The 22,543-nt window shown below is 61.9% G+C and carries 16 protein-coding genes and 1 tRNA gene; 8 read left to right on the forward strand and 9 right to left on the reverse strand.

The annotated features are described in order from the left end of the window. Nucleotides 1-601: 601 nt before the first annotated feature. The gene (locus BM216_RS09015; RefSeq protein WP_092998150.1) at nt 602-2,098 is read right to left on the reverse strand and encodes a CoA-acylating methylmalonate-semialdehyde dehydrogenase; all 1,497 of its coding nucleotides are present in this window, start codon (nt 2,096-2,098) and stop codon (nt 602-604) included. A 111-nt stretch (nt 2,099-2,209) separates the two neighbouring features. Here BM216_RS09015 and BM216_RS09020 point away from each other — a divergent pair, with 111 nt between their 5' ends. Both BM216_RS09020 and BM216_RS09025 read left to right on the forward strand, forming a co-directional pair. Next, nucleotides 2,210-2,518, forward strand: coding sequence for a putative quinol monooxygenase (locus BM216_RS09020; RefSeq protein WP_092998153.1), 309 nt, complete (start codon nt 2,210-2,212; stop codon nt 2,516-2,518). A gap of 6 nt (nt 2,519-2,524) precedes the next feature. After that, nucleotides 2,525-3,412 (forward strand): LysR family transcriptional regulator, encoded by an 888-nt coding sequence (locus BM216_RS09025; protein WP_092998156.1) that lies wholly within the window; start codon nt 2,525-2,527, stop codon nt 3,410-3,412. Nucleotides 3,413-3,475: 63 nt separating this feature from the next. On the opposite strand, the gene BM216_RS09030 is transcribed toward BM216_RS09025, so the two are convergent. Further along, nucleotides 3,476-3,721, reverse strand: coding sequence for a helix-turn-helix domain-containing protein (locus BM216_RS09030; RefSeq protein ID WP_092998159.1), 246 nt, complete (start codon nt 3,719-3,721; stop codon nt 3,476-3,478). Nucleotides 3,722-3,933: 212 nt separating this feature from the next. On the opposite strand from BM216_RS09030, the gene BM216_RS09035 reads away from it, so the two are divergent. From BM216_RS09035 to BM216_RS09045, 3 genes are all read left to right on the forward strand, one after another. Then, a complete protein-coding gene (locus BM216_RS09035; protein ID WP_092998161.1) occupies nt 3,934-4,449 on the forward strand; it encodes a hypothetical protein in 516 nt (171 codons plus the stop codon). A gap of 165 nt (nt 4,450-4,614) precedes the next feature. Beyond that, complete coding sequence (locus tag BM216_RS09040) at nt 4,615-5,814, forward strand: acetate/propionate family kinase (RefSeq protein WP_092998164.1); 1,200 nt, start codon at nt 4,615-4,617, stop codon at nt 5,812-5,814. A gap of 64 nt (nt 5,815-5,878) precedes the next feature. Next, complete coding sequence (locus tag BM216_RS09045; RefSeq protein ID WP_092998168.1) at nt 5,879-8,287, forward strand: phosphoketolase family protein; 2,409 nt, start codon at nt 5,879-5,881, stop codon at nt 8,285-8,287. A gap of 77 nt (nt 8,288-8,364) precedes the next feature. Here BM216_RS09045 and BM216_RS09050 read toward each other — a convergent pair whose 3' ends face one another. Continuing rightward, nucleotides 8,365-9,108 carry an SDR family oxidoreductase gene (locus tag BM216_RS09050; protein ID WP_092998171.1) on the reverse strand — a complete coding sequence of 248 codons (744 nt, stop codon included), beginning with the start codon at nt 9,106-9,108 and terminating at the stop codon, nt 8,365-8,367. A gap of 95 nt (nt 9,109-9,203) precedes the next feature. Here BM216_RS09050 and BM216_RS09055 point away from each other — a divergent pair, with 95 nt between their 5' ends. Beyond that, nucleotides 9,204-10,115 (forward strand): AraC family transcriptional regulator, encoded by a 912-nt coding sequence (locus BM216_RS09055; RefSeq protein WP_092998174.1) that lies wholly within the window; start codon nt 9,204-9,206, stop codon nt 10,113-10,115. Between the two features lie 88 nt (nt 10,116-10,203). Here the strand turns inward: BM216_RS09055 and BM216_RS09060 are convergent. Together BM216_RS09060 and BM216_RS09065 are read right to left on the reverse strand one after the other, a co-directional pair. Next, nucleotides 10,204-10,280 (reverse strand) — tRNA-His (locus BM216_RS09060). A 164-nt stretch (nt 10,281-10,444) separates the two neighbouring features. Beyond that, entirely contained in the window at nt 10,445-10,888 is a 444-nt protein-coding gene (locus tag BM216_RS09065) for a phasin family protein (protein ID WP_244530125.1), read from the reverse strand. Nucleotides 10,889-11,148: 260 nt separating this feature from the next. Here BM216_RS09065 and BM216_RS09070 point away from each other — a divergent pair, with 260 nt between their 5' ends. Next, entirely contained in the window at nt 11,149-15,363 is a 4,215-nt protein-coding gene (locus BM216_RS09070; RefSeq protein ID WP_244530126.1) for an ATP-binding protein, read from the forward strand. 247 nt (nt 15,364-15,610) lie between these two features. Here the strand turns inward: BM216_RS09070 and BM216_RS09075 are convergent, their stop codons facing one another. After that, nucleotides 15,611-17,581, reverse strand: a complete 1,971-nt coding sequence (locus tag BM216_RS09075; RefSeq protein WP_092998179.1) for an acetoacetate--CoA ligase — start codon at nt 17,579-17,581, stop codon at nt 15,611-15,613. A gap of 147 nt (nt 17,582-17,728) precedes the next feature. On the opposite strand from BM216_RS09075, the gene BM216_RS09080 reads away from it, so the two are divergent. Continuing rightward, nucleotides 17,729-19,576, forward strand: coding sequence for an AsmA family protein (locus BM216_RS09080; protein ID WP_177230742.1), 1,848 nt, complete (start codon nt 17,729-17,731; stop codon nt 19,574-19,576). On the opposite strand, the gene BM216_RS09085 is transcribed toward BM216_RS09080, so the two are convergent. The 3 genes from BM216_RS09085 to BM216_RS09095 are packed head-to-tail and all read right to left on the reverse strand — an operon-like array spanning nt 19,577 to nt 22,499. Then, nucleotides 19,577-20,395, reverse strand: coding sequence for an ABC transporter permease (locus tag BM216_RS09085; RefSeq protein WP_092998183.1), 819 nt, complete (start codon nt 20,393-20,395; stop codon nt 19,577-19,579). Then, the gene (locus BM216_RS09090; RefSeq protein WP_092998185.1) at nt 20,395-21,324 is read right to left on the reverse strand and encodes an ABC transporter permease subunit; all 930 of its coding nucleotides are present in this window, start codon (nt 21,322-21,324) and stop codon (nt 20,395-20,397) included. The genes BM216_RS09085 and BM216_RS09090 overlap by 1 nt, the downstream gene beginning before the upstream one ends. A gap of 17 nt (nt 21,325-21,341) precedes the next feature. Further along, nucleotides 21,342-22,499: an ABC transporter ATP-binding protein gene (locus BM216_RS09095; protein WP_092998187.1), complete on the reverse strand. Its 1,158-nt coding sequence runs from the start codon at nt 22,497-22,499 to the stop codon at nt 21,342-21,344. Nucleotides 22,500-22,543 lie beyond the last annotated feature (44 nt).

Consider the following 22,543-nt stretch of genomic DNA (forward strand, 5'->3'; position numbering starts at 1 on the left):
CTCAACTTTTTAAGATTTCCACCCGTTGTGCGCGTTTTCAGTGGAATAGTCACAACTTCGGATGTTTCCCTCGTCCGCGGGTGAAGCGATATCGGGCCAGGATCGTGTTCCAGGGGGAGCCCCGGTTGCGACCACAAGGACCAACCTGGCCGAGGGCAAGGCGCAGCATGGTTTCGATGTTATGGGGATACCGGGGCGGGAAAGCCCTCCCCGATATCAAAAGAATATGATGTTTTCCGGCGTTTCTGCCGATGTCAGGCCCACCACGCAAAGCCGGCGGTGAATAGGCCAGATACAACCAAGGCCAGCAGAAGGGTCGCGCCCAGCCTGCCGATGCGAGCGCGCCGCGCCCGCTTTTCGTCCCACTCGTATACCATGAACTCCCACTCCTACTTGCAACTAAATTAGGCGCCCCTTGCGGGACGTCAAGCGCCGGGGGTGGAACATTCGAGGCTTGCGCGAGCCATGCCGCGCGCATCAATTGGTAGAGGGTGACCATTGCGACGGGACGAAAAAGAGGGGCCGGCGGCGCGAAAAAGGGGCTCCAACCGGAGCCCCTTTCATATTTCACCACTATAAAGCCGCGACTTTCTCGCCGGACCTATTTCATCACCGGCATGACAAATTCCGCACCGTCCTTGATGCCGGACGGCCAGCGGGCGGTGATCGTCTTGGTCTTGGTCCAGAACTTGATCGAATCCGTGCCATGCTGGTTGAGATCGCCGAAGGACGAGGCCTTCCAGCCACCGAAGGAGTGGTAGGCGAGCGGAACCGGGATCGGCACATTGATGCCGATCATGCCGATATTGATACGGCTTGCGAAGTCGCGGGCAGCATCGCCGTCGCGGGTGAAGATGGCGACGCCGTTACCGTATTCGTGCTTCATCGGCAGTTCGAGCGCATCCTCGTAATTGGCGGCACGCACGACGGAGAGAACCGGGCCGAAGATCTCCTGCTTGTAGATCTCCATGTCGGGCGTGACCTTGTCGAACAGGGAACCACCGACGAAATAGCCGTTCTCGTAACCCTGCAGCTTGAAGCCGCGGCCGTCGACGAGGAGTTCGGCGCCCTCTTCCACGCCCTTGTCGATCAGGCCGTTGATACGGGCATGGGCCTCCTTGGTGACGACCGGGCCCATATCGGCCTTGTCATCGGTGTAAGGGCCGATGCGCAGCGACTCGATCTTGGGGATGAGCTTCTCGACGAGGCGGTTAGCGGTCTCCTCCCCGACCGGCACGGCGACCGAGACGGCCATGCAGCGCTCGCCCGCCGAGCCGTAGCCCGCGCCCATCAGCGCGTTGACGGCCTGATCCATGTCGGCATCCGGCATGATGATCATGTGGTTCTTGGCGCCGCCGAAGCACTGGGCGCGCTTGCCGTTGGCGGCCGCCGTTCCATAGACGTAACGGGCGATCGGGGTGGAGCCGACGAAGGAGACGGCGCCGATGTCCGGATCCGTCAGGATCGCATCGACGGCCGCCTTGTCGCCGTTGACGACGTTGAGGATGCCTGCCGGAAGGCCTGCCTCGATCATCAGTTCGGCCAGGCGGATCGGCAGGGACGGATCGCGCTCCGAGGGCTTGAGAATGAAGGCGTTGCCGCAGGCGATGGCGGGCGCGAACATCCACATCGGGATCATGCCCGGGAAGTTGAATGGGGTGATGCCGGCGCCGATACCGACGGGCTGGCGGATCGAATACATATCGATCTGCGGACCGGCGCCTTCGGTGAACTCGCCCTTGGAGAGATGCGGAATGCCGATGACGAATTCGCAGACTTCAAGGCCGCGGACGATGTCGCCCTTGGAATCCTCCACCGTCTTGCCGTGCTCCTTCGATAGCATGACGGCGAGCTCATCCATGTTCTGGTTGAGGAGATCGACGAATTTCATGAACACGCGGGCGCGGCGCTGCGGGTTGGTGGCCGCCCATTTGGGCTGCGCTTCCCTGGCGTTCTCGACCGCCGCGCGGATTTCCGACACGCTGGCAAGCGCGACCTTGGCCTGCACTTCGCCGGTCGCCGGATTAAAGACGTCAGCTGTACGGCCGCTGGTGCCCGCGACGCGCTTGCCGCCGATGAAATGACCGATTTCCTGCATGGTGTTCCTCCATTTTCTTGACTGCCAAGAAGCTTACACTTCAATTTGCACAAGGCAACGAAATGAAATACGCATCCGTTGTGCAGAAATTGAAGTCAGCGGAGATCCATCATGGCAGAGAAGCTGGTCAGGATTGCGGAGTTGGAGATCGATCCCACGCGGATAGACGCCTATCGCGCCCTGCTCTGCGAGGAGATGGAAGCATCCCTCTACAAGGAACCGGGCGTGCTCCAGCTGCAGGCCGTCGCCGAAAGGGATCATCCCGAACGGCTGCACATCTTCGAGGTTTATGCGAGCCGCGAGGCCTATGAGGCGCATCTGACGACGCCGCATTTCCTGAAATACAAGCACGCCACCGCGGACATGGTGAAAGCCTTGAGGCTGATCGACGTCGATCCGGTGATGCTGCGGACAAAGTGAGCGGTCATGGACTGGGATGACGTGCGCATGTTCCTGGCGGTGGCGCGTTCCGGCCAGATCCTTGCCGCTTCCAAACGGCTCGCCATCAACCATGCAACGCTCGGGCGGCGGATGACGGCGCTGGAGGACGGCTTGAAGACCCGGCTTCTCATCCGCCGCACCAATGGCTGCAGCCTGACGGCGGAAGGCGAGGTCCTGCTGGCCGCCGCCGAGCGGATGGAAACCGAAATGCTCTCGGCTCAGGCAAGGACCGGACGCAACGACGCGGCGATATCCGGGACGGTGCGGATCGGGGCGCCCGACGGGTTCGGCGTTTCGTTTCTCGCCTCCCGCATGGGCCGCCTCACCCGCCGCCACCCGGACCTCAAGGTGCAGCTCGTGCCGGTTCCGCGCTCCTTCTCGCTGTCCCAGCGCGAAGCCGATATCGCGATCACCATAGAGCGGCCCGAACAGGGGCGGCTGATATCCTCCAAGCTGACCGACTACACGCTCGGTCTCTATGCCTCGAAGGCCTATCTGGAGACCGAGGGGGAACCGAAGAATGCCGAAGACCTGAGGCGACACCCGCGGATCGGTTATGTGGAGGACCTGATCTTTTCACAGTCTCTCAATTTTACCGGTGAGGTAATGCGCGACTGGGATGCGGGGTTCGAGATTTCGAGCGCGATCGGACAGACGGAGGCCGTCAGGGCCGGTGCCGGCATCGGCATCCTGCACGACTACGTGGCGCGGCAATATCCGGAACTCGTGCGGATATTGCCGGATCTCACCATCCGGCGATCCTACTGGACGACCTATCACGAGACATCGCGCGATCTCCTGAGGCTGAGGACGGTGGTCGACTTCATCCGGGAACTGACCGTGCAGGAAGGCCACATCTTCGTCTCCGGCTGAAGGTGTCGGACCATAAAAGAAAAGCCCGGACGAGCCGGGCTTTGCGTATCAGGCACCTGACAATCAGGAGAGCAGAAGCGTCGACGGCGGAATCTTCAACGCCGCGGCGATGCGCCTGACCTTTGCCGGATCGGCATCGGAGCCTGCCTCGACACGGACGATTTCGTCGTGGACGAGGCCGGTGGTCAGAGCCAGATCGTCGATGCTGTAGCCGGCCGCGAGGCGGGCATCGGCAACGGCCTTGGCTACTTCACCGGAAATATCTGCACCATTTCCAGATGCCTTAATGTTGCTGATTGAAACTGTCATAAGGTTTCATCCTTCTCGAAGAACCTGCCAAATGCGGCAGGTGAAGGGGGTCTATGACCCAAACTGCGACATGCGGTCGCGGCACGAAGATAGGCCAATAATCTGCATGTGCAAGGCCTAATGCTGCATCGCACAACAACAAACCGCAAAAAGCGGCGGCGCCTCCACTTTTTAGCCCGTTTTTTGGGCCTCTCCAAGGCCAGGAGAACCAAATGCCACATTCGCGCGTTCTTGGTGCAAACGAGGACGCGAACATGCCCTATTCCAACTCCTTCACGGGTGCCCGATACGAGAGCGGTCGTCACGAGACGGATGCGCAGGTGCTGCATGCAGCGCATAATCTGGTCGAGGTCTTCCTTCTATTTCTGCGGGAACACGAGATGGGCAGCGACCTGCTCGACACTCAGGAACTGCCGGCATCCAAAAAGGCGCTTGTGAACGCCTTTCGCGTGGTGATCGCAACCGAAAGCCGTCCAGGCGCCCGCGCCCTTCTGGTCAAGGCCGGCTTGACGCTTGCCCAGTTCCAGGACGGTATCGGCGCGCGCATGTCAGTTACGCCCGTCACCGCAGGAAACAGCCAGAATGACCGGCACTGGACGCCAGAGCCCGGGCAGATCCGCCGGTTCGACATGGCGCTGAACCGGCTCGGGCAGGAGCGATCGCAGCTCACCCAGATCTTTCAGCAGGCCCTGCGGATGGCAGAGAAGAAGCCGACCCATCACGCCTGATGGAATGCGGATCGGATTGCCCTGGCTGTTGCATATCTCCCCGTCTTCGCGTCAAGATGAGCATGTCTCGGAAATTTGCGGTGGATCAAGGATGACCTGCCGCCATTCCACCAATTTGCGCCCGGCCGAAATGCGCGGCCGCGGCCGACAATGAGGGAGACCTGCATGACCGACAGCCTTCTCGTCACATTCAATGCCGGATCGTCGACCGTGAAGATCGGCATATTCGGCGTCGAGGACGGCGAGCCGAAGCGGATCGGCAAGGCGGTGGTCGATTTCTCAGCGCATCCGCTGACTCTCGAGATCAAGGAAGGGCCACAGGAAACCGACATCCCCTTGAGGGCGAAGAGCGCCGATGACCTCTCCGAGCTGATGGACGAAGTGCTGACGGCCCTGACGGAGCATTTCCCGCTCGACCGGATGACGGCGGCGGGCCACCGGATCGTTCATGGAGGCGACCGGTTCGACGGTGCCGCCGCGCTGACGAAAGAGACGATCAGCGAGATCGACGCACTGACCGAGCTTGCACCGCTGCATCAGCCGCAGGCGCTGAGGATGATCCGCGCGATGCGGCAGCTTCGGCCGAAACTCTTTCAGACCGCATCTTTCGATACGACATTTCATCTTACCCAGGACGAGACGGTGCGGCGGCTCGCGATCCCTCGCGATTTGCATGACCGCGGCGTGAAGCGCTACGGGTTTCACGGGCTGTCCTATAATTATGTGGCTGGAGCGTTGAAGAAGCAGCTTCCCGGGATTGCCGAACGCAAGGTGGTGATCGCTCATCTCGGCAGCGGCGCAAGCCTGTGCGGCATAGAGGGCGGCCGCAGCCGCGACTGCAGCATGGGCTTTTCGACGCTGGACGGCATTCCGATGTCGACGCGTCCCGGATGGCTCGACCCCGGCGTGATCCTGCATCTCATCGGCCCGCTCGGCAAAAGCATCACCGAGGTGGAGGACATGCTCTACCACAAGTCCGGCCTGCTCGGCGTGTCCGGTATCAGTGGCGACACCCGCGACCTTCTGGAGGACGAGAGCTCCGCCGCGCGCGAGGCGCTGGACCTGTTGACGCTCAGGATCTCCGGCGAGATCGGACGCATTGTCTCGATGCTCGGTGGGCTCGATGCGCTAGTCTTCACCGCAGGCGTCGGCGAGCACCAGCCGAAGATCCGGGCGATGATCGCTGAACGCCTGCGATGGCTTGGTGCGGCTATCGACGAGACGTCAAACGAGAAAAATGCGCTGACGATCAGCAGCGCGGCAAGCCGGATCGGCCTGCATGTCATCCCGACCGACGAGGAACAGGTGATCGCCGAGGATTGCCTTGCCCTCCTCGAGACGAAGCAACAATCGCCCGCACCATGATCCATGTCATGAAAGGCATCGGTCCCGCGCGGTAAACCTATGCGAGCAGACAAAGGAGCAATCGATGCAAGCGAATACTCTTGTCCAGAACGTCGCCGAATTTTCCGAAGCAGACCTGCCCGAGGCCGAACTTCGACTGATGGATCGCTACTGGCGGGCCGCCAATTATCTTTCGGTCGGCCAGATCTATCTGCTCGACAATCCGCTTTTACGCGAGCCGCTCAAGCCACAACATATCAAGCCGCGGCTGCTCGGCCACTGGGGCACGACGCCGGGGCTGAACTTCATCTATGCCCACCTGAACCGGGTGATCAAAGCCCGCGATCTCGACGTCATCTATATCTGCGGGCCGGGCCATGGCGGACCGGGCATGGTGGCCAATACCTATCTGGAAGGCATCTATAGCGAAATCTATCCGGATATCGCCGAGACGATGGACGGGATGCGCAAGCTGTTTCGCCAGTTCTCGTTTCCCGGCGGCATTCCGAGCCATGCGGCGCCGGAGACCCCCGGCTCCATCCATGAAGGTGGCGAACTGGGTTATGCGCTGGTGCATGCCTATGGCGCGGCCTTCGACAACCCCGACCTGATCGTCGCCTGTGTGGTGGGCGACGGCGAGGCGGAGACCGGGCCGCTTGCCGCCAGCTGGCATTCCAACAAGTTCCTCAATCCCGCCCGAGACGGTGCGGTGCTGCCGATCCTTCATCTCAACGGCTACAAGATCGCCAACCCGACGCTTCTGTCGCGCATCGGCGACGAGGACCTGAAAAAACTGTTCGAGGGCTATGGCTACGAGCCGCTTTTCGTCGAAGGCCACGAGCCCGAGGCGATGCATCGGCTGATGGCCGGCGCGATGGACAGGGCAACGGACGCGATCCGCGCGATACAGGACAAGGCGCGTGGCGGCAAATCTCCCGCCGAACTGCCGCGCTGGCCGATGATCGTGTTGCGCAGCCCCAAGGGCTGGACGGGGCCGAAGGAAGTGGACGGCAAAAAGGTGGAGGATTTCTGGCGCGCCCATCAGGTGCCGGTGTCCAACTGCCGGGACAATGCCGACCACCGCAAGATTCTCGAAGACTGGATGCGCTCTTACGATCCGGAAGACCTGTTCGACGCAGACGGACGGCTGAAGCCGGAACTGCGCTCGCTTGCCCCCGCCGGAGAAAGGCGAATGGGCGCCAACCCGCATGCCAATGGCGGGCTGTTGCGCAAGGAACTCATCTGCCCGGATATCCGCGACTATGCAGTCGATGTGAAAGAGCCCGGCAAGGCGATCGTGCAGACGACGGAAGTGCTCGGCAAATATCTCCGCGACGTCATGAAGCTGAACGACACGGAGAAGAACTTTCGCATCTTCGGCCCGGACGAGACGGAATCGAACCGGCTCGGCGCCGTGTTCGAGGTGACTGACCGGGTGTGGATGGAAAAGATCGAGCCTTATGACGTGCATCTTTCGCCCGACGGGCGGGTGATGGAAGTGCTGTCGGAACATCTGTGCCAGGGCTGGCTTGAAGGCTATCTGCTGACCGGGCGGCACGGCCTGTTTTCCTGCTACGAGGCCTTCATCCACATCATCGATTCGATGTTCAACCAGCATGCCAAGTGGCTGAAGGTGACGCGGGAACTCGAATGGCGCAAACCGGTAAGCTCGCTCAACTACCTGCTCACCTCGCATGTGTGGCGGCAGGACCATAACGGCTTTTCCCACCAGGACCCCGGCTTCGTCGATCTCGTGGCCAACAAGAAGTCCGATATCGTGCGCATCTACCTGCCGCCGGATGCCAATACGCTGCTGTGGGTCGGCGACCATTGCCTGAAGACCTGGGACCGGATCAACGTGATCGTCGCCGGCAAGCAGCCGGAACCGCAATGGCTGAACATCGAGGATGCCGCCAAACATTGCGAGGCCGGCATCGGCATCTGGGACTGGGCGGGCAACGAGGATGACACGGTGTCGCCCGATGTCGTGATGGCCTGCGCCGGTGACGTGCCGACGATGGAGACGCTGGCGGCGGTGACGATCCTGCGCGAAGCGATCCCGGAACTTCGGATCCGCGTCGTCAACGTCGTCGACCTGATGACGCTGCAGTCGCAGGACCAGCATCCGCACGGGATTTCCGACGAGGATTTCGACAGGCTTTTCACCACCGAGCGGCCGGTGATCTTTGCCTATCACGGCTATCCCTATCTCATCCACCGGCTGACCTATAAGCGCAACAACCACCGCAACATCCATGTCCGCGGCTTCATCGAGGAAGGCACGACGACGACGCCCTTCGACATGACGGTGCTGAACGAGCTCGACCGTTTCCACCTGGCGCTGGAAGTGATCGAGCGGGTGCCGGAACTGAAGGACAAGGCGGCCGCGGTGGTGGAGATGCTGAAAGACAAGCTCGACCAGCACCACGACTATGTGCGCGAATACGGTGAGGACATGCCGGAGGTGAGCGGCTGGACGTGGTCCGGACGGTAGAAGGGCTAAGGCCTGTAGTGCACCGCAAAAAACGCATGCCGGGCCATAGGCGGCCCGGCAATTTTGCTACAGGATATTTAGCTGGCGAGCGCCACCGCGTCGGCGCCCGCGGGAAGACGCATCGGGGCCGACGGATCGGTCGCGGCACGCCAGACGGCCTCGGCCACATCGCTGGAATGGGTGACCTCGGTCCGCCCCATCATGCCGCCAAGGATGTTCCTTGCGTAATCCGCATAGGCTTCATGGAAGCCGCCGTTTCCCTGCATCCGCGCCATGGCCGTCTTGCCGAAACTGGTCGTTGGAGCAGCGCCCGGGAGCACGACCCTGACGCTGATGCCGAACGGCTCAAGTTCAAGCGCGAGCGATTCCGTGAAGGCATTTACTGCCGCCTTGCTTGCCGTATAGACCGAAAGGAGCGGCAGCGATTTCAAGGTCACGCTGGAGGTGACATTGACGATGGTGCCCGCGTTCCTTTCCCGAAACTGAGGCAGGACGGCCTGGACCATCCGCATCGTGCCCAACGTGTTCGTTTCGAAAAGGTCGCGGGCGACGTCGATCGGCGTTCCCTCCAGTGCATTCAGCCAACCGATTCCGGCATTGTTGACGAGGACATCGATCGGGCCTGCAGCCTCGATGGCACGGCGAATGCTGTCTTCATCCGTCACATCGAGAGAGATGATGCGGAGATTTTCCGTGGGCGGCAGGATATCCTGGCGTGGGGTGCGCATCGTGGCGATGACTTTCCAGCCGCGTTCCAGAAAATATCTGGCGATGTCGAGACCGAAACCGGATGAGCAGCCCGTTACGAGTATGGTCTTCATGAGAACCCCTTTCATGGATGAAGACATGAAAGTAGATATCGAAGTCAGGACGTTCTATAATTGAAAGTCCTCATTTCGTTTTCAAGAGTCCTGAGTTGACCGATCCCTTTGCCGAAGTCGTCGCTCTTCTGCAGCCCAGCCTGCCGTTTTCGAAAATGGCGAGCGGCTCCGGCCCGTGGCGTGTTGATGGGTCCGTTACCCACAGGCCGCTCTTTGCCGTCATACTGGAAGGCACGTCGCTTCTCACGCTCGACGGGCAGTCGCCGATAGAGCTTCAGAAGGACGATTTCATCCTGATTCCAGCAACCGCCGGGTTCGTCATGTCGGGCATTGATGACACTCAGACGGGAGACGGCGATCCACTTGCCGTGACCAAGCTGGATGACGAAACGCGGCATGGCGACCCGCATGGTCCGGCGGATGTCAGGATGCTGGTCGGCGGCATCGCTTTCGGTTCCCCGGACGCGACCCTGCTCGTTTCTCTGCTTCCGAAAGTCATTCATGTGCGCGGCGAGAAGCGGTTTGCGACCATCGTCCAGCTGATCAGGGACGAGGCACGCGAAGAAAAGCCGGCTCGCGAGATGATCCTGGCGCGGATGCTGGAAGTGCTTCTGATCGAGGCGCTGCGCTTCGTATCCGACAGCGACGCACCTATGGGATTGATGCGCGGGCTTTCCGATGAACGCCTGGCCGCCACGATCCGGAAGCTGCATGAAGATCCGCGGCGAGACTGGAGCGTTGAGCAGTTGGCAAGCGAAGCCGCATTGTCGCGTTCCGTCTTTTTTGCCCGGTTCCGCAGGGCGATGGGCGTCGCGCCGATGGAATATTTGCTGTCCTGGCGGATGGCGCTTGCCAAGAACCTGCTGCGCCGCGGCGAAGGTGGTATCAAGGAAATTGCCGACCGCGTCGGCTACGGCTCCGCCAGTGCGTTCAGCGTCGCCTTCACACGGTTCGTCGGCGTTCCCCCGACGCAATATGTGCGGGAGACTGCGGGCTCGGAACCATAATAAATGCGGAAGAGAGGTGACGTCGGCAGGGAATTTTCTTCTCTCCCGGCAAGTCCCTGTGACTATCAGACTTTCCGGGAGAGAAGAATGGTACGGTTGAGTGGGGTCGAACCACCGACCTCAGGTGCCACAAACCTGCGCTCTAACCAACTGAGCTACAACCGCACAAATCGCCGCAGCGATATTGAGGGGTCACATACGGCCATCGAATGGAATTTGCAAGTCTGCCCGCCGACAAAATTTGAGCATATCGCCGCGTAGAGGTTCAAGGCCAACTCGCCGAGCCGCCGCAGTGGCAGTGGAATACGGCCATCTGCGCGACCACCCGATCAGGACGGCTTGAAGGTGTTCATAACCTTTTCGGCCGCTTCCTGGCCGGGCTTCGACAATTCGTCGGCAACCTTGCGGGCCGCTTCCTGCATGCCGCGCGCCTGCTCGACGGAAAGTTCGGCCTGCTTGCGAACGAAGGTCGTCTGCAGTTCCAGCACTTCCGACATCGACTTCGCGCCCATCAGGCTTTCCATATGGGCAAGCGACGCCTGGGTATTTTCACGAAAGGCGTCGATCGCCTTCAGGCCCATTTCCATGGTGCCGGCCTGGGCCGAATGGATTGTGGATTCCATGGTGCGGGAGGCTTCCTCCGCGGCCGATTTCATCTTACCGTAGCTGTCCTGGGAATGGCTCGCGCCTTTTTCCGCAAATTCGCGCCAACTCTGCGTCAGCTTTGCAGGATCGAAAACGGAAAACGAGAAGATGTCATCAGTATAGGCCAAAACCATTCCTCCCAGAATCTGGCACAAATCCGGTCCGGCGAAAAAACAGGCATCGCCGTCCCTGTCTGCACTAAATATAGCCGATGCCATTGTGCATTGCAACATATTGCGTCTTGCACAGCCCGACCCACATTAACCTTGTTTGCGCGTTCCCATGCTCTCTTGTGGACCCTTGAAGGGGGTCGGGATATTAACAAGAGGTTAATGTCAAACCAGGATGCGGGCATCCCCGCCCTACATGTGAACTTACAGGTTTACCCATGTCGGAAGTGCAATACCCATTCATCGACCTCGCCGTACACGAGCGTGTCCGCGAAGCCTTTGCAGCAGGTATGGCAGTGGCGATATTCACGCCTGAACTTCGCACCGTCTGCTGGGCGAACGGCCGCGGTGCGCAGCTGTTCGGTTTCTCGTCGATCTACGATCTTCTCGAGCAAGGCGCCGACCGTTCCGACCTGATGTTCCGCCAGGTGGAGCCGATTGCACGCTCCCTGCAGGCCGTTGGCGATCGGCGCACATTCACCATCCGCATCGCGTCGGGTTTCTCGCGCATCGCCGTGCAGGCAAGTTGCGAGATGATCCGTTTCCAGGGCAAGACCTGCATCATGCTGGCGCTGGCCGCCGACAATCGGAAACTTTCATTGGCCGAGCGTGCGGCGCGACTGATCGAAGGTTTCGACGACCCGGAAACCCATATGGCGGTTCTCGACGGTGATGGCGGCATCCTCGCCTCATCGGGCGAGTTTGCCGGCCTCAACATCTCGTCCCAGACCGCCCGGATGCTGGTATCAATGGTCGGAAACGACCGGAACCGGCTGATCAAGCGCCCGATTTCCACCGCCAGCGGCTACCTGCCGGCAGCGATCGGCACGGTATCGGACGATCCCGCACTTCACCTTCTCTTCGTTGTCGGCATGGCCAGGACGCGCAGTGCCGTCACGGTTGTCGCGCCGGTGGCCGCAGCCGGTGCGGCGCAGCCTTTCGCTGACGTGCCGGCTGAGCCGGTGGTCGAGGATGACCTGCGGAGCGACTACGAAGACGCGCTGAACGCCGTTGCCGCGATCGAGGAAAATCCCGAGGCGGAAGAGGAAATCTCGCTCGACGGCATGCCTTCGGATGCCGAGAGTGACTGGCAGTTCGACGACACCCTTGATGCGCCTGTCGCAGGCGAGGCAAACGACACGGCTGCCGAGACTGTCGACGCCACGGAAGAGGCAGAGGCGGTAGACGACGATCCGTCTGAGCACGACGCGCTCGGCGATGACGAAACCGACGATGCGGCGATGGTTTCCTCCGAGACCGAGGTCTCGGAGACGGCCGCGCCGCTGGAAGAGCTCGTGCCCGAATACGCGGCGGCCGAAGAACACGTCGAGCAAGCGGACGCTGAGGAAGACGAGGCCGAAGACACATCGTCTGAGGCGGATGATGATCAGCTGGTCTCGGCGGATGCCGGTGGCGATGCGGATCCGATCCAGGAAGTGGCAACCGAAGTTTCCGCGACCGAACAAATAGCCGAGGCCGCCATCGCTTCCGATCAGTTGGCGCCGGCCGAAGAACTCGCCGAGGCCGCCGTTTCGGAGCAGCCTGACGTGCGCCAGATGCGCGCTGTGCGCTTCGTCTGGAAGATCGATGCGAGCGGCCATTTCAGCGAGATCTCCAAAGAGTTCGCCGAGGCCGTCGGCCCGCATGCGGCCGACATTGCCGGCATGGCGTTTTCCGATCTCGCAGCGCTTTTCAATCTCGATCCGGACGGCAAGATCGGCGAGCTTCTCGGCAAGCGCGACACATGGTCGGGCAAGACCATCTGGTGGCCGGTCGAAGGCACGTCGCTGGTCGTGCCGGTCGATCTCGCCGCCCTGCCGACCTATACAAGGACGCGTGAATTCGACGGCTTCCGCGGCTTCGGGATCGTGCGCCTGGCGGATGCGGCCGAAGATCCGAATGCGGCCGGGCTTTCGCTCGGATCGGCGCCTGTCGATAAGGCTGTGAGCTCTGTGCCGCTTGCAGGCGCCGAGGCTGCCGAAAGCGGCACCGCTGCCCTGGAGCAGGACGAGTATCGGGACGAGGAAATCCGCGGAGAGGCGGAAGAGCGCGATACCGCCGGAGACCATCTCGGTAAAGACGAGGCCATCGCTTCCGATGATCCGGTTCCGGCTTTCGCGTCAAATGAAAACGACGCCGCATCCAGCGGGAATGCCGATGTCTCGGATGAAGACGATGAGGTCTCGTCGGATGAATGGCCGGTGGGCGAAAAGCCGGCCCTGAGGCTGGTCGAGACGCCCGCAAGGGAACATTCCGACAAGGTGATCCAGCTGGAGGAGCGTCGCTCGCGGTTGAGCCCGGGCGAGCAGGCAGCATTCCACGAGATCGGACGACGTCTCGACACGATCGCCCGGCCATCGGATGAAGCCGAAGGCGAAGATGCCAAAAAGGTAGAAAATTCGCCTTCAGCCGGTTTCGGCGAAGAGACCGAGCGTTCGGAAGACGATGCGATTTCCCCTTCCGGTCAGGATGATGGAGCGGGCAACCGTGACGATCTAGCGGATGAGGTTCAGTCCGGCGATATCGAGCTGCCCTCGCCTGCCGGCGAAGACCCGATCGCCGCGACGGGTGACGACGAAGCGCAACAGAGGCAGGCTGCCGAAGAACAGGCAGAAGACGAGTTGTCGGACGATGCCCCGGCCGGAATGACGGCCGAGGAAGCGACCGCGCAGGCCATCGCTGAAGGAGCCGCAGCTGACGATGAGATGACCGGCGACGAGCGGAGCATCGAGCCGGAAGCGACGGAAGCCGACGACTTGTCGAGCGTGTCGGGCGACATGCATGACACGGCCGTGCCGGAAGAGGCGGACGACGCCGAAGCGGAAGAGCCGGTAGCAGAGACGCAGGGCGAGGTTCCCGTTGAGGAGCCCGCCCGCTCGGTGGAGGCGGAAGCCTATGCCTTGATGCTGTCGGGCCGGGAACGGACCGGTCTGTCCGCCGAGATCGTCGACCAGATGCCGGTAGCGCTGCTGGTGCATGCCGGGGACGTGCTGATCCACGCCAATCCGGAGTTCCTGACATTGACCGGCTATGCCTCGCTCGAGGCACTGTCGGACGTCGGCGGGCTCGACGCGCTGCTGCAGCGCCAGGAGCTGGAAGGCCGGGGGGCCGAGGCTGGCAGCATGGTCGTGGTTCGCGCCGACGACGCGATCGTGCCGGTGACGGCGCGGTTGCAATCGATCCGCTGGAACGATGCGGCCGCCCTGATGCTGGCGCTGATGCCGGTCGCAACACCGGAAGCGGTGGATACGGACGAAACGGAAGTCGATGTCGTTCCGCTGAATGCGCTGCGCGCCGCAGACCAATTGGTGAAGCTGCAGGTCGAGGTCGAGGAACTGCGCGCCATACTGGAGACGGCGACGGACGGCGTGGTGATTATCGGTTCTGGCGGCGAAGTGCGCTCCATGAACCGGGCGGCCAGTGCGCTGTTCAATTTCGATGGCGAGGAAATCAACGGCCAGCCCTTCGTGACGCTGTTTGCGCATGAGAGCCAGCGGGCCGTGGTGGATTATCTCGGCGGCCTTTCGGGCACCGGCGTCGCGAGCGTGCTCAACGACGGCCGCGAAGTGATCGGCCGCGAGGCGTCGGGCGGCTTCATTCCGCTGTTCATGACGATCGGCCGGTTGACCTCCTCCAACGGCTTCTGCGCCGTGATCCGCGACATTACCCAGTGGAAGCGGACCGAAGACGAATTGCGGGCGGCAAAGCGCGCGGCCGAAACGGCCAATGCCCATAAGAGCGAATTCCTGGCGCATGTCAGCCACGAGATCCGCACGCCGCTCAACGCCATCATCGGCTTTGCCGACATGATGGGGTCGGAACGGCTCGGCCCGGTCGGCCACCCGCGCTATGTGGAATATGCCAATGATATCGGCCGCTCGGGCCGTCATGTGCTCGATATCGTCAACGACCTGCTCGACATTTCCAAGATCGAAGCCGGCGAGCTGGATCTCGATTTTTCCGCCGTCGGGCTGAACGAGACTGTGTCGGAAGCCGTGTCGCTGGTGCAGCCGCAGGCCAATGGCCAGCGGGTGATCATCCGCACCGCGCTGTCGCAGTCCGTGCCGCAGGTCGTCGCCGACCTGCGCTCGATCAAGCAGATCGTGCTCAATATCCTGTCGAACGCCATCCGCTTCACCCCGTCGGGCGGGCAGATCGTGGTCTCCACAGGCTATGAGGCAAATGGCAGCGTCGTGCTTCGGATCCGCGATACCGGCATTGGCATGAGCCGCGCGGAGCTTGAACTGGCGATGAAGCCGTTCCGCCAGGTGCCGGGCGCATCGCGCAACCGGGGCGACGGCACGGGTCTCGGCCTGCCGCTGACAAAGGCGATGGTGGATGCAAACCGGGCGAGCTTCAACATCACCTCGGCACCAAACGAGGGGACCCTGGTCGAGGTAACCTTCCCGTCGCAGCGCGTACTGGCCAGCTGACGCGCGATTTTTTACGACACCCTGCGCGCCATGCGTGCACTTGGGCGTAAAAAGAAAGGCAGCATATTGCTGCCTTTGGAGAGGTAATGCTGTCCAACGACGATAGGATGCCAGACCTCATGTCCCGGAAGCTCATCGCCCGATTGAACTATACATCCAATCCGGGCAAGCGGCACAAGTTTGAGGAACGTCCATCAACAAGAGCTTAACCATGTCCCGTTCCGGATCATTGCGGACACGGGCAGCCTCAATGTTCAAGCTCAGCAAGGTTTTCGAAGAGCGATAGCGCATCCGGATTGGCCAGCGCCTCCTTGTTCCTGACCTGCCTTCCATGGACGATGTCGCGCACCGCAAGCTCGACGATCTTGCCGGATTTGGTGCGGGGAATATCGGCCACCTGGATGATCTTGGCCGGGACATGGCGCGGGGATGCACCGCTTCGGATGCGGTTCCTGATCGCCTTTGCTAGATCCTCGTCCAGCGCCCGTCCATCGGCAAGCCGCACGAAGAGCACGACGCGGACATCGTCCTGCCAGTCCTGGCCGATGCAGATCGCCTCGGCGACCTCCTCCATCTGTTCGACCTGGTTGTAGATCTCCGCCGTGCCGATGCGCACGCCGCCGGGATTGAGTGTCGCATCCGAGCGCCCGTGGATGATGAGGCCGCCATGAGAGGTCCATTCGGCGAAATCGCCGTGGCACCAGATGTTGTCGAAACGCTCGAAATAGGCGGCGCGATATTTCGCCTTGTCCGGATCGTTCCAGAACATCAGCGGCATGGAGGGGAAGGCCCTGGTGCAGACAAGCTCGCCCTTTTCGCCGCGCACCGGCCTGCCCTCCTCGTCCCAGACATCGACCGCGAGGCCGAGGCCCGGCCCCTGGATCTCGCCTTTCCAGACCGGCTTCAGCGGGTTGCCCAACACGAAGCAGGAGACGATGTCCGTGCCGCCCGAGATGGAAGCGAGGTGGATATCGCCCTTGATAGCCTCGTAAACGAAGGAGAAGCCTTCCGGCGACAGCGGCGAACCGGTGGAGGTCATCAGGCGAAGTGCTGAGAGATCATGGCTCTCCTTCGGCACGATGCCCGACTTTCGTACGGCATCGATATATTTCGCCGACGTACCGAACACTGCGAAACGCTCCTCGGCGGCATAATCGAACAGGACGTTGCCGCTTGGGGCAAAGGGCGAGCCGTCGAAGAGGCAGAGGGTGGCGCCGACCGCGAGGCCCGAGACCAGCCAGTTCCACATCATCCAGCCGCAGGTGGTGAAATAGAAAAGTCGTTCACCCGGCTCGATGCTGCAATGGAACCGGTGCTCCTTCAGATGCTGCAGAAGCGTGCCGCCGGCCGAATGGACGATGCATTTGGGAATGCCGGTCGTGCCGGAGGAAAACAGGATGTAGAGCGGGTGGGAGAAGGGAAGCCGTGTGAATTCGAGCGGCTTGTCGGCATAGGCGTTGACGACATCGAGATAGACGCGCGCGCCGTCCACTGAAACGGCGAGCGTTGCCGCGTCGCCATCCTCCGGGCCGGCATAGGGTACAACGATGACCTGGGCGCCGAGCTTTGCGGCCACCGCCTTCAGCTTGGCCGACACGTCCTGCCGCTTGCCGTTGTACCAATAGCCGTCGCAGGCGATGAACAGTTTCGGTTCGATCTGGCCGAAACGGTCGAGCACGCCCTGTTCGCCGAAATCGGGCGAGCAGGATGACCAGATGGCGCCGAGCGAGGCCGCCGCCAGCATGCAGGCGATGGTTTCCGGCATGTTCGGCATCATCGCCGCGACGCGATCGCCCTCGCCGATCCCCATATCGCGAAACGCCTGCTGCAGCCGCGAGACCTCCGAGGCCAGCCGGGCCCAGGTCCAGCTGTCATGCGCCTTGTCCTCGCCGCGGAAGATCAGCGCCTCGCCCTGCCTGTCCGAATGGACGAGCAGGTTTTCCGCGAAATTCAGACGGGCATCGGGAAAGAAGCGAGCCTCCAGCATGTCGTCGCCATTGACCAGCGCCGTTTCACCGCGCTCACCTTTGACCTCGCAGAAATCCCAGAGATCCGACCAGAAGGTGCCGCGCTCGCTCGTCGACCACAGATGGAAAGCGTCATAATCGGGGAAGTCGACCCCATGGCGCGTCTCGCACCATTCGATGAAGCGGTAGAGCGGTGCATTGCGCTGCTCCTCCTCCGACGGCATCCAAAGCGGCTTTTCCTGATCGAGCATGGACCTCCCTTTCCTCCTCGTGCCACGGCGGGGTGCATTGCCGCGACGAGCGATGTATAGCATGTCGCTCCCGACCATAAAGCATGGCGTTGCCGTCACCTTCATGGCCATTTGCGCCCTGCCGACATTTCCTATATGCGCCTGTCCATGCTGAAAACCGCCGTCGACACCCTCCGCAGGCACGCCAACCGGCCGTTCGGCCGGGTGCTGCTCGTATCGATGGCGGTCCTCATCGTCCTGGGCATCGTCTTTCGCATCGCCGCGCCCTTCATGATCTCCACCCTCGTGGTGAGGGAAAGCATGGAGAATTCGGTATCGCAGTGGACCGGGCACAACGCGACGATCGGCGAAGTTTCGCGGATTCGCTTCTGGCCGCATCCGGAAGTCACGCTCACCGACGTCACCATCCATCGGGACACCGGCAAGGGCGAGAAGACGCTGGCGAAAATTGCCGAGCTTTCCGCCACCTTCGATCTCGGCAAGGCGCTGCTCGGGCGGCCTGTCTTCGAGAATTTCCACCTCACCAACGCGCATGTCACGCTGACCCGCACCCGCACGGGCGGGCTCGAATGGACCAATGGCGGGTTGCTGATGGAAGCGATCGCGCATGTCGGCCAGGCGAATGGCGGCCAGCGGCTGGATGCAGACCGCGATGCGCCAATCGGCGAAATGCAGGTGACCAACGGCACGATCGAGATCGTCAACGAGACCGACGGCCACTCGATGCAATTCGACGCGATCAACGGCACGATGGACTGGCCGGAGCTTTCCGGTGCCGTCGACATCAATGCGGAGACGATCTTCCGCGGCCGGAAAATCGCGCTCGATGTCTCCACGAGCCAGCCGCTTCTGCTGCTGGGCGGCAGGGGCGGACAGTTCCGGGGGCTTGCCTCCACCGATATCGGTCTTGCCAGCTTTAACGGCATGGCGAGCTTTTCCTTGCGCGGCTATTTCTCCGGCGATGCCGAGTTGAGAACGTCGGACATGCCGGCCGCCCTGCGCTGGCTGGATATCGACCCGGCGCTGGCCGATGGTCTGTTTTCCGCATCCGCGACGGCGAAAATCATCGCCGACCGGGACGACCTGAGGTTCGAGAACCTGTCGCTGGGGCTGAACGATGAACATGCGACGGGCCTGCTCGAGGTCGACACGCCGACGCAGGGCCAGCCCCGTCTTTCCGGCACGCTGGCCTTCGATCACATCGATTTCCTACGCCTTCTGAAATCCATGGAGCCGGCCATCGGTGATGATGACGATGGCCGTATTCCACCTCTGGTGAAACGACTGGAACTGGACCTGCGCCTCTCCGCCCGAACGGCGGCACTCGGCGCCGTGCAGTTGCAGGACGTCGCGCTCGGCCTCATGAATGTGGGGCAGCAGTTCCGCCTCGATATACTCGACGGCAATATGCAGCCCGGCCGTCTCACCGGCCGCGTCAACACGATCAGGGAAGACGAGCGCGACGCCGTTGCCATCCGACTTTCGCTACGGGGTGCCGATTTCGCCGCGATCGCGAGGCAATTCAACATGACCGGACCGGTGCCGGCGACGCAGGGCACGTTCGACCTGTCGCTTGACCTGCCGCGCCCGCTCAACCGGGATGCATGGAATGCCGCGGTCGGCACCATGCAGTTCAATTCCGGCGCCGGTCGACTCGACGGGCTGAACCTTTCGACCATCCGGCAACTTGCCGGGCAGAAATCCTATTTCGCGCTTGGCGAGGCGTCCAATGGATCGCTCGAGTTTGAAAGCATCAAGGCGAGCGCAGTCGTCCATGACGGGATCGCCGACATTCGCGAGGCGCAGATCACCGGAACGAATGACGTGGTGACGATGACGGGTGCCGTGCCGCTGGTGAACCGCAGCTTTGCGCTTTCGGCGACCGTGGCGCCGAAAGCCGGCACCGACAAGCCGCTCCATTTCTTCATCGGCGGCGCGTGGCCGAGCCCGGTCTTCTGGCCGACCGCAGCGCCCGGCCAGAAACCGGGCGAATAATCAGGTCGCACCGCGCACCGCGAGATGCTCGTCGCGGATCCGCTTCACCTCGGCCCGCTTGGTGCTGAGCGAGGCGCAGATGACGCCGACGGTGACGAGCGCGATCAGGATGGTGCAGATCGCGTTGATCTCGGGCGTCACGCCGAGGCGGACCTGCGAATAGATCTTGATCGGCAGCGTCGTGGCGCCCGGACCGGTGTTGAAGCTGGCGATCACAAGATCGTCTAGCGACAGGGTGAAGGCAAGCATCCAGCCGGCGATGACGGCCGGGAAGATCAGCGGCAGGGTGATTTTGAAGAACGTTTTCACCGGCGGGCAGCCGAGATCGAGCGCGGCCTCCTCCAGGCTGCGGTCGAAGGTCAAGAGCCGCGACTGCACGACGATCGCGACGTAGCACATGGTGAAGGTCGTGTGGGCTATGGTGACCGTCCAGAAGCCGCGATCGACATTGAGCGCGACGAAGAGCAGCAGCATGGACAGGCCGGTGATGACTTCCGGCATGACGAGCGGCGCATAGATCATGCCGGAAAACAGCATGCGGCCGGGAAAGCGCGTGAAGCGGGTGAGTGACAGGGCCGCCAGCGTGCCGAGAATGGTGCCGAGCGTGGCGCTCAGGACGCCGACGCGGGCCGTCACCCATGCGGCGTCCATCAGGCCCTGGTTGGACCACATGGCCGTGTACCAGTGCAGCGAAAACCCGCCCCAGACTGTGACCAGCCGCGAGGCGTTGAAGGAATAGACGATCAGGATGATGATCGGGATGTAGAGGAAGGCGAAGCCCAGGGTCAGGACCGTGACGTCGAAGCGCGAGGATTTCATCAGACCACCTTCTTCTGCTGGTTCTGGAAGATGGCGATTGGCACGACGAGCATGATCAGCAGGATGACGGCGACTGCGGAGGCGAGCGGCCAGTCGCGGTTGCCGAAGAATTCCGTCCACAGCGTCTTGCCGATCATCAGCGTGTCGGCGCCGCCGAGCAGATCAGGAATGACGAACTCGCCGGTGATCGGGATGAAGCAGATCATTGAGCCGGCGATGACGCCCGGCAGGGACAGTGGGAAGGTAATCTTCCAGAAGGCCTTCCAGGGCGGGCAGCCGAGATCGCTCGCCGCTTCGAGCAGCGTATTGTCCATCTTTTCCAGCGCCGCATAGAGCGGCAGGACCATGAAAGGCAGATAGGAATAGACGATGCCGATGAAGACGGCCGTGTCGGTGCGGAAGATCTGCACCTGCTGATCGGGTCCCATGAGGCCGATCGTCTGCAGAAGCAGCGTCAGCAGGCCATCCGGCTTGAGGATGCCGATCCAGGCATAGACGCGGATCAGGAACGAGGTCCAGAATGGCAGAATGACGAGCATGACGAGGGTCGGCCGGATCGAGCTCGGCGCACGGGCCATGGCGAGCGCCATCGGATAGCCGATCAGCAGCAGCAGCAATGTCGAGATCGCCGCGATCCTGAGCGACGACAGATAGGACATGATGTAGAGCGGATCATCCGTCAGGAAGATGTAGTTCTCGAAATCCAGCTGCGAGAGGGAATCACCGATCTCGCCGAAACCATCGAAGGTCGGCAGATAGGGCGGCATGGCGATCGCCGTGTCCGACAGCGAGATCTTCAGAATGATCAGGAAGGGCGCTACGAAGAACAGCAGCAGCCAGACATAAGGCACAACGACCACGAGCCAGCGCGTCCAGGAAGGACCGCCGGCATTGGCTGCGGGAGGATTGGTTTCAGCGACGCTTGCCATCTTCGCTCTCCCCTTCCCTAGCGTGTCAGGACAAGGCCGGCATCGCGCGACCAGGTGAGCCAGACCATGTCGCCGAAGGTAATCGGACGATCGACGAGACGGGAAATGTTCGCCTGGGCGGCACGCATCAGGCGGCCATCCTCTGAGCGGACGATGAAGAGCGAGAAATCGCCGAGATAGCCGATATCCCATACTTCGCCATAGAAGCAGTTGGCCGACAGGTCGGCCGGCGCATCGGGAGAAATACGCACCTTTTCCGGGCGGATGGCGAAGGCGACCTTGTCACCTTTCACCGCCTGGCATTCCTGGTCGACGGCGATGGAGAGGCCGTCGCTCTCGATCTTCACCGTGCCGGGCGCGCCGAGCGCACTTGCCGTGTCGGTGATCGAGCCTTCGAGGATGTTGATGTCGCCGATGAAGTCCGCGACATAGCGGCTGTTCGGCGCCTCGTAGATTTCCGCAGGTGTCGCCACCTGCATGATGATGCCCTTGTCCATGACCGCGATACGGTCGGACACGGTCATCGCCTCTTCCTGGTCATGGGTGACGATAAGAAAGGTGAGGCCGAGCGTGTGCTGCAGGTCCATCAGCTCGAACTGGGTTTCCTCGCGCAGCTTCTTGTCGAGCGCGCCGAGCGGCTCGTCGAGAAGCAGAACCTTGGGGCGCTTGGCGAGCGACCGGGCGAGCGCCACGCGCTGGCGCTGGCCGCCCGAGAGCTGGTTCGGCTTGCGCCTGGCGAACTCTTCCAGCTTGACGAGTTTCAGCATTTCCTGAACGCGCGCCTCGATCTCGCCCTTCGGCATGTTGTCCTGCTGCAGGCCGAAGGCGATGTTCTTCTCCACCGTCATATGGGGGAAGAGCGCATAGGACTGGAACATCATGTTGGTGGGGCGGCGATAGGGTGGGACGCCACGGATATCCTGTCCCTGAAGCAGGATACGGCCCTCGGTCGGCTCCTCGAAGCCGGCGAGCATGCGCATCAGCGTGGTCTTGCCGCAACCGGACGGGCCGAGCAGCGAGAAGAACTCCCGCTCGTAGATATCCAGCGTCAGGTTATTGACGGCGGTGAAGTTACCGAACTTCTTGGTTATGTTCTCGAAGCGGATGAAGGGCACCGCCTGCGGATCGGTCCAGGGAGAGAATTTGCGTTTTACCGGTCCGAGAGATTTCGCCATGCCTTGCCCCAGCTCGTCTTGCAAATGAAAAGGGCGGGTCAATG

This window comes from Rhizobium sp. NFR07, assembly GCF_900111905.1.
GTDB lineage: Bacteria > Pseudomonadota > Alphaproteobacteria > Rhizobiales > Rhizobiaceae > Neorhizobium.

Coding starts and splice junctions, on each gene's coding strand:
- BM216_RS09015 (WP_092998150.1), bottom strand. CDS start 2,098: ATGCAGGAAATCGGTCATTTCATCGGCGGCAAGCGCGTCGCGGGCACC.
- BM216_RS09020 (WP_092998153.1), top strand. CDS start 2,210: ATGGCAGAGAAGCTGGTCAGGATTGCGGAGTTGGAGATCGATCCCACG.
- BM216_RS09025 (WP_092998156.1), top strand. CDS start 2,525: ATGGACTGGGATGACGTGCGCATGTTCCTGGCGGTGGCGCGTTCCGGC.
- BM216_RS09030 (WP_092998159.1), bottom strand. CDS start 3,721: ATGACAGTTTCAATCAGCAACATTAAGGCATCTGGAAATGGTGCAGAT.
- BM216_RS09035 (WP_092998161.1), top strand. CDS start 3,934: ATGCCACATTCGCGCGTTCTTGGTGCAAACGAGGACGCGAACATGCCC.
- BM216_RS09040 (WP_092998164.1), top strand. CDS start 4,615: ATGACCGACAGCCTTCTCGTCACATTCAATGCCGGATCGTCGACCGTG.
- BM216_RS09045 (WP_092998168.1), top strand. CDS start 5,879: ATGCAAGCGAATACTCTTGTCCAGAACGTCGCCGAATTTTCCGAAGCA.
- BM216_RS09050 (WP_092998171.1), bottom strand. CDS start 9,108: ATGAAGACCATACTCGTAACGGGCTGCTCATCCGGTTTCGGTCTCGAC.
- BM216_RS09070 (WP_244530126.1), top strand. CDS start 11,149: ATGTCGGAAGTGCAATACCCATTCATCGACCTCGCCGTACACGAGCGT.
- BM216_RS09075 (WP_092998179.1), bottom strand. CDS start 17,581: ATGCTCGATCAGGAAAAGCCGCTTTGGATGCCGTCGGAGGAGGAGCAG.
- BM216_RS09080 (WP_177230742.1), top strand. CDS start 17,729: ATGCTGAAAACCGCCGTCGACACCCTCCGCAGGCACGCCAACCGGCCG.
- BM216_RS09085 (WP_092998183.1), bottom strand. CDS start 20,395: ATGAAATCCTCGCGCTTCGACGTCACGGTCCTGACCCTGGGCTTCGCC.
- BM216_RS09090 (WP_092998185.1), bottom strand. CDS start 21,324: ATGGCAAGCGTCGCTGAAACCAATCCTCCCGCAGCCAATGCCGGCGGT.
- BM216_RS09095 (WP_092998187.1), bottom strand. CDS start 22,499: ATGGCGAAATCTCTCGGACCGGTAAAACGCAAATTCTCTCCCTGGACC.